Source organism: Natroniella acetigena (assembly GCF_023227745.1).
In the GTDB taxonomy this organism is placed as follows: domain Bacteria; phylum Bacillota; class Halanaerobiia; order Halobacteroidales; family Halobacteroidaceae; genus Natroniella; species Natroniella acetigena.
Map to the genome: position 1 here is coordinate 25388 of NZ_JALKBX010000025.1, position 7699 is coordinate 33086.

General features: G+C 35.5%; 5 protein-coding genes. All 5 read right to left on the reverse strand.

What is annotated here, in order from left to right:
• Nucleotides 1–432 precede the first annotated feature (432 nt).
• The 5 genes from MWH25_RS07140 to MWH25_RS07160 all read right to left on the reverse strand — a co-directional run bounded on the left by MWH25_RS07140 (nt 433) and on the right by MWH25_RS07160 (nt 7557).
• The gene (locus tag MWH25_RS07140; RefSeq protein ID WP_248626961.1) at nt 433–2148 is read right to left on the reverse strand and encodes a phospho-sugar mutase; all 1716 of its coding nucleotides are present in this window, start codon (nt 2146–2148) and stop codon (nt 433–435) included.
• Nucleotides 2149–2275: 127 nt separating this feature from the next.
• Complete coding sequence (locus MWH25_RS07145; RefSeq protein ID WP_248626962.1) at nt 2276–3205, reverse strand: SpoIID/LytB domain-containing protein; 930 nt, start codon at nt 3203–3205, stop codon at nt 2276–2278.
• A gap of 124 nt (nt 3206–3329) precedes the next feature.
• Nucleotides 3330–4487 carry a D-alanyl-D-alanine carboxypeptidase family protein gene (locus MWH25_RS07150; RefSeq protein WP_248626963.1) on the reverse strand — a complete coding sequence of 386 codons (1158 nt, stop codon included), beginning with the start codon at nt 4485–4487 and terminating at the stop codon, nt 3330–3332.
• Nucleotides 4488–4504: 17 nt separating this feature from the next.
• The gene (gene yabN, locus MWH25_RS07155; protein ID WP_248626964.1) at nt 4505–5944 is read right to left on the reverse strand and encodes a bifunctional methyltransferase/pyrophosphohydrolase YabN; all 1440 of its coding nucleotides are present in this window, start codon (nt 5942–5944) and stop codon (nt 4505–4507) included.
• A 2-nt stretch (nt 5945–5946) separates the two neighbouring features.
• Nucleotides 5947–7557 (reverse strand): putative polysaccharide biosynthesis protein, encoded by a 1611-nt coding sequence (locus MWH25_RS07160; protein ID WP_248626965.1) that lies wholly within the window; start codon nt 7555–7557, stop codon nt 5947–5949.
• Between the last annotated feature and the right edge of the window lie 142 nt (nt 7558–7699).

Below are 7699 nucleotides of genomic sequence, written 5' to 3' on the forward strand. Positions count from 1 at the left end.
ATATTCGTTTGTGAAAAAATTAATAAAGTAATCCCACTACTAACCAAGATATTATTCTTAGTTAGAGTAGGATCTTATAGTTAATTATTAAAGATTATGAAATTATATCCACTCTTTTAACTTTCAATTATTTTTATTGACTACTTATAAACATATTATAATTAATTTTATTGAGTTTGTCAATTCTTTTTATTAAAAAATTATCACTAGCGTTGCATCGTTTTTTATAAAAAGTTCTTAAAAAATAAAACTCCTTTGACTAAATGGATACATGCCCCTAAGTACAAAATCTATAAAATCATGAATAATTGTACCATACCTTTAACTAAACTTCTAGATGTTATTGATAAAAACTTTTTAAATGGAGATATTAAAATTTTTATATTTTTAATAAGTTCCAAAGTAAAAGTTTGGCCCTTAAGGGCCAAACTTTTACTCTACTAACTCCATCATCTCATCTTTTAATGCTACTAACTTTCCTCCTGCAATCTCTTCTGTCTCTCCTACAACTGAAAAATAGAATTTTATCTTAGGCTCCGTTCCAGAAGGTCTAACCGTTACTAGACTATCATCTTCTAATTTAAACTGTAATACATTTGACTCTGGTAAATCTAGCTCAACTTCCTCTTCAGTTTCTAAATTATAACTCTTCCCTACTAAATAATCTTTTTTAATTACTACTTGTTGATTATTTATCTCTTGTGGACTATCTTCTCTCAAGTCTTTTAAAATCTGTTCAATTTGCTCTTTACCTTCTTTACCTGGCTTCCTTAAGGATTCTAAATCTTCCCTGTAATAACCATATTTTTCATATAATCTTGACATCTCTTGATAAATAGAACTACCTTGCTGCTGATAATAAAGAGCCATCTCTGCAATCAACATAGTTACTACTACTGCATCTTTATCCCTAGCATGAGTTCCGTATAAGTAACCATAACTTTCTTCAAATCCAAAGATAAATTCTTTGTCATACTTTCCGTCTTCAAACTCTTTAATCTTTTCACCAATATATTTAAAACCGGTTAACGTATTTAAAACTTCTAAATTGTAATCTTTAGCAATCGGATTAATCATCTCTGTAGTTACAATCGTTTTAATGATTACTCCATTATCAGGAATCTGCTCTGATGAGTTGAGTATATAATCTGTCAACAGGACTCCGACTTGATTTCCATTTAAAAAAGACCACTCATCTTGATCATCCTTGACTGCTATTCCCACCCGATCAGCATCGGGATCATGAGCCATAATCAGATCAGCATCTTTCTGCTTAGCCAACTCAATTGCCAACTCAAAGACTGCCGGTTCCTCTGGATTAGGATAATCTACAGTGGAAAACTCAGGATCTGGTTCTTCCTGTTCAGGAACAACATGTAAATTTTCAAAACCAAGCTCCTCGAAAATTCTCTGTACCGGAATATTTCCTGTCCCATGTAGTGGCGTAAAGACGATATCAAAATCAGAACCTGCTTCTGTAATCAACTCTGGTTTTAAGGCTAAATCCTTTAAGGTCTGAATATAATCATCATCTAGTTCAGAAGGAATAATTTCAAATAATCCTTCTTCTTCAGCCTCTTCTTTTGAAACTCTTTTAACCTGCTCAAATCTTTCTATTGCATTAACCTCACTAATAATTCCTGTATCATGAGGCGATACAACCTGAGCTCCATCTTCCCAATAGACCTTATACCCATTATACTCAGGGGGATTATGGCTAGCTGTAACCATAATTCCAGCTGTTGCTTCTAACTGCCTAACTGCAAAAGAAAGTTGCGGTGTAGGACGTAGATCATCAAATAAATAAGCTTTAATCCCATTAGCAGCCAATACAAGAGCAGCTTCTACAGCAAACTCTCGTGACATATGTCTTGGGTCATGTGAGATAACAACCCCTTTAGACTTATCTCCTTCTTTTTTAATATAGTTGGCCAATCCTTGTGTTGCCTTTCTAATAGTGTAAATATTAACTCGATTAGTACCTGCTCCAATAATCCCCCTCATGCCACCAGTTCCAAAATCTAAATCTGTATAAAACCGCTCTTCTATCTCCTCTTCATCACCACTTATTGCTTGCAACTCTTCTTTTGTTTGTTGATCAAAATAATCACCCTCTAACCACTGCGTATATTTTGTTTTATAATCCATAAAGACCTCCTTCACTTTTTAAGTACTCTATCATGATCTATTCGAGACCAGCTCAATAATTCCTGGTAAATTATAACATTATTTAATAATAAATAATGAGGGAAGCCTTTAATCAAAAATTAAATGCTTAATCCCATTTCTTCTCTATTTCAACATCCTGAAAATAATATTTAATTATCTCTTCTGCTGAACTACCTTCTTGAGCCATATGATAAGCTCCCCATTGGCTCATTCCTACACCATGACCCCATCCACTTCCAATAAACACAAACACATCATCTTCCTGATTTATTTCTTTAACTACTGTAGATTTTAAATTATCTGGACCAACAAGTGTTCTAAACTCAGCTCCCCTCAACCGCTTTGTACCTTGATCATGAACTATATCAATTTCAACAATCCGACCTGTATCATCTTTCTCGAGAATATTTATTTCAGAAACTTGAGTTACCTCTTCTCCAGTTTCCTCTAAAGCTTGTAAGACCTCTTCTTGACTGATCATAACTTGCCAGTTTTGAATATCCTCAGGTGCTTGATGATCAGGCGATTCTACACTGACTACATAAGGTGGTTCAGCATCATCATAAGCTAATCCTACTTGAGCACTGGTCGTCTGCCCTGCTGCACTGGAGTGAAACCAAGCTTTAATATACTCTCCATTATGAGTAGCTACCAATCCTCTTGTCTGCTCGACCGCTTCACTAATTTCTGGAGTTATTTGATCTGGATCATAAGCTTGAGCTTTTTCATGTTCTGCACTAATTCTATTCTCTCCCTCTTCATCCATGAATCTTAATGTAAAGGTTCTAGCCTTAATAGCCTGAGCTGCATAAGCATTAAGTGGCCAATCTGGTTTCATCTCAGCCCCTACAACTCCAGCAACATATTCTTCAATATTCAACTGTTCAGTCGTTCCATCTTCAAACTCAACAGTGATTAATGGTGCATCTCCTTCACCAGCATCCTGAATCTTATCGTCACCAGCCGGATCACAACCTATCAACGATACTATCAATCCTAAAAAAATTAGACTTATACAAATTTTTTTGATTTTCACTGCAACTCCTCCTTTTATCACTAGTATTACTTCTAGATTCATCTTTTATTCACAAATTTAAGACTATAAAAGGATAAAGTTGAATCTAAAGAAAAAAAGCCTTCTCAGAGAGAAGGCTTTTTTATCAGTTAAAAAATCCTAATATAAAATTTTTAACCCATCTAAAAAGCAAAGTTAAAATCCCTGCTCGTTCTACCGCTTCAACTGTTACTAATTCAACTCTACCTAACTCTTGTTCTTCTTGGACAAATACTAATTTTCCTACCTTTTCTCCTTCTTCTACTGGAGCTTCTAACTCTCGTTCAATCCTTACTTCTTGTACAATTTCATCCTTAGTTCCCCGCTCAATAAATGCCAAAAAATCAGTAGCTGTAATCACTGGAACTTCTAACTCTTCCCCTTTTTTTACCTCTAATTGCTCTACCTCCACTTCAGAATTGATTAACTTAGTCTCATGAAATGCTCTAAAAGCATAATCTAATAATCGAGCAGTCTCATCTACTCGACCTCGATCACTATCTGCTCCTAATATAACTGAAATAAAACGAGTTTCATCCCGTTCAGCAGTACCTACTAAACAGTATCCTGCTTTTGTTGTCCAACCAGTCTTTAATCCATCAGCCCCAGTAAAGTGACCAATAAAATCATTCGTAGTATAAATTGGATACTCGCCATCTCTGATTCTATCAGTTCTTCTTCTAGAGTATTCCATTACCAGATCATATTTTACCAATTCTCTGGACATAACTGCAATATCTTCAGCAGTCGAATAACTATCTTGCCCATCTCTAACTGGAAGACCAGTTGCATTGCCAAAATAAGTATTCTCTAAGCCTAAATCCTCTGCTTTTCGGTTCATCTGCCGTACAAAGTTATCCTTAGAACCAGCCACATGTTCAGCTAAAGCAACAGTAGCATCATTGGCTGAAGGAATAATAACTGCCTTTAATAACTCATCAACTGTCCTCTTCTCTCCTGCTTGTAACCAGATCTGTGATCCTCCCTTTGATTGGGCCAATCTAGTTGCCTCTACTTCTTCTTCTAAAGAGATTTCTCCCGCCTCTATTGCTTCCATCACCAATAATAAAGCCATTGTCTTAGTAATACTGGCTGGAGGTAACTCTAAATCATCATTATAACTATATAGTACTTGTCCAGTTTCAGCTTCTACTAAGATCGCAGACTTAACATCTATATCCGGTTCACTAGCATAAGCAGTTGGAATCAAAGTTAAAAATAGAATAATTAATAAACTACTAACTCCCCTTTTAAAACTCAACATAATCCTTCCTCCTTCAGTTATAGTTCCTTTTTTGCCTGTCGCCATAATTTTTCTAATTCTTTCCCAGTTAATTGCTCTAATTCCTCTTCAGTATCGTCAGCCTGTCGTTCCATATAGTTAAATCTTTTCTTAAATTTATTAACTGCTTGGCGTAAACATAATTCTGTATCGATCTCTAAAAATCTTCCCAAATTAACTGCAGCAAAGATTAAATCACCTAATTCTTCAATTATCTCTTCAGCTTGATTATTTTTAAGGGCATCCTTTAATTCTAATAATTCCTCGTCAACCTTGGCTACTACTTCTTTTACTTTCTCCCAATCAAAACCAACCTTAGCTGCTTGCTTTTGAACCTTTTGGGCCAACATTAATGCCGGTAGTTGATTAGGAACTTGCTCCAATAAAGACGTTTTCTCTTTACCTTCAGCCTCTTGCTTTTTAATCTCTTCCCAATTGCTGATCACTTCACTTTCATCCTCTACTTCAACCTTTCCAAAAACATGAGGATGGCGTCTGATTAACTTTTCAACAATCTCTGTAATAACATGATAGATCGTAAATGTCCCTTCTTCCTTGCCAATCTGAGCATGAAAGACAACCTGTAACAATAAATCCCCTAACTCCTCTGCTAAACCAAAATAATCTTCATCTTCAATCCTTTCAATTACTTCATAGCTCTCCTCAATTAAATGCTTTTTTAAAGTCTGATGATCCTGTTTTTGATCCCAAGGGCAGCCATCTTCCCCTCTTAAAGTTTCCATGATCCCTAATAGCTGATTGAACTGAGTTGGATTACTCTGAGCAACTGGTAGATATAAGCTGGTTAAATGATCAATCCAATCTAATCTATCAAGCTGATAAAGGGGAATCTCTTCAACTTTCTCTGCTGCTAATCCTACCCGATGTAATAGCTTGACCTTAAATTGATCAGGATAAACTTCCATCAATTTTAACTTTATTTCAGAAGCAATACTGCGATTATAAACCTGGCAGATAATTGTATCAACGCTCGGGTCTAAATCTCTAGTAGTAAAAGCAAGTCCATCTAAAACCTTTAAGCCACTAATTGGATCAAGACCCAAAGCAGCAAAACTCAGCTCTAAAAAGCTTGGCCCGGCTATTATTTGATACTCTTGCTCAGTCAAATTATTAATAATCTTTTGTACTGACTCTTCAGCAACTAATGGATGACCAGGTACAGCATAAACAACCTGCTTGTCCTCTCGGGTCAACTCAATAATCTTAATTGCTATCTGCTTATAAACACCTTTAAAGTTATCCTGCTGCTGATAAAGATGATCAAATGTATTAAATTCAATCCCTTCTTGTTTCAAATCCTGAGCAGCAGGGTGTTTTTCTGTTCTCAAATAAATCAATTCTGCCTCTTGTAAGTTTTGATAAGCTTCTAACGTCAATAATTTTAAATCACCAGCTCCTAAACCAATTATTTTTACCATTATTATCCCCTCACTAATCCAAACTTATCTAAAAAATTGATTAATTTAACTCCTACCTTAGGTAATACCTCTAAATCCTCTCTAGTAATTGCTGCAGTTAATAATAATACTAAACCATAACTTAACATTCCCACCAAAATACTAAATAATGTACTTAATATTTTATATTGACTAATTTGTAACAATCCTTCATAGACTACAAAAACTAAAATGGACATAACTCCTCCACTAATTAGTGGTTTGAAAATCAATGTCTGATAATCAAAATCCGGTTTAGCTATCTTAAAGACACCCCAAATATTCAAGCCAGCTGCCAAACTAAAGCCAGCTGCCGTTCCAATTGCCGCCCCTCTAATTCCTAAGTCAGGCATTGCTATCAAAGTATAATTTAAAACTACATTTAATAAAGCTCCTAAAAATAAATTTCGGGCTGGTAACTTCGGTCGATCAAAACCCTGTAAAATACTGGATGTAACCTGCTGTAGCCCAATAGCAACAACTCCCACTGATAAATAACGGAGCGGAATTGCTGCTCCAACATTAGCAAAGATCATCTCAGTTAAAGGTTCTGCTAAAATAAATAGTCCTAAAGAAGCAGGAATTGCTACATACAACGTTAATTTAAAAGCTTTAGCAATCCTTCGTTTGGCAAGCTTGTCCGCATCAAGAGCATAAGCCTCTGAAATAGCTGGAACTAAACTGACTGCCAATGAAGCAGCAATTACAGTAGGAAATCTAACTAAGGTCATAGCCATTCCATTAAACTGACCATATAAGCCAGTTGCTGCTTGTAAAGAATAACCGGCTACTTCTAATCTTCTAGTAATCATTGAAGCATCGATCAATCTCATCAACGGTAAGATCAGACCTCCTAGAGTAACAGGTATTGCCAATGAAAAGATCTGATTTAAGACCTCTTTAACAGCTGGCTTCTCAACCAATTTAGATTCTGATTTGAAATCCCGATCAGCCTGAAAACGATAATAAATAACCAGTAAGATACCTAAACCCGCAATCGCCCCAAAAAATGCCCCTGCTGCTGCTCCTGCTGCCCCAAATTCAACTCCATAAGGTATCAACAGGTAAGCTAAAATGATCATAATAACTATCCTAAATAACTGTTCAATCATCTGAGAAACTGCTGTCGGTTTCATCTGTTGCCAACCTTGAAAATAACCACGATATGTAGCCATAATTGAAACCAAAAATATTGCTGGAGCAATTGCTAAGATTGAGTAATAAACATTAACATCATCTAATAAATAGCGAGCCATCGGTCTAGCTAAGACTCCAACCATAATTGCTGCTAATAGTCCAATTACAAAACTGACTTTCAAAGCTACCTGAAAGATAAAATCTGCTACCTCTTCCTTTCCTTCAGCCCTTTTTTCTGCTACTAACTTAGAAATAGCTACAGGAATTCCCACAATCGAAATGGTCAAAATCATAGTATAAATTGGATAAGCCTTTTCATAAATTCCAAGTCCTTCTGCCCCAATTAACCTTGATAAAACCGCTTTATAAATAAATCCTAAAAATTTACTGATAAATGAAGCTCCTGCTAAGATAGCTGTTCCCTTCAATAAAGTATTCTTTCTGTCACTCACTACCATCTTCCTTCCCCAAACTAATACCTTTAATTCATATACGTCAACTTAATTGATATATAGTGGCAAAATGCCACTATATATCAGTGTACAGTTTACAGTTGATATGGTTTCTATGGTTTTCACGAAAGGTCTTGACAAAGACCTG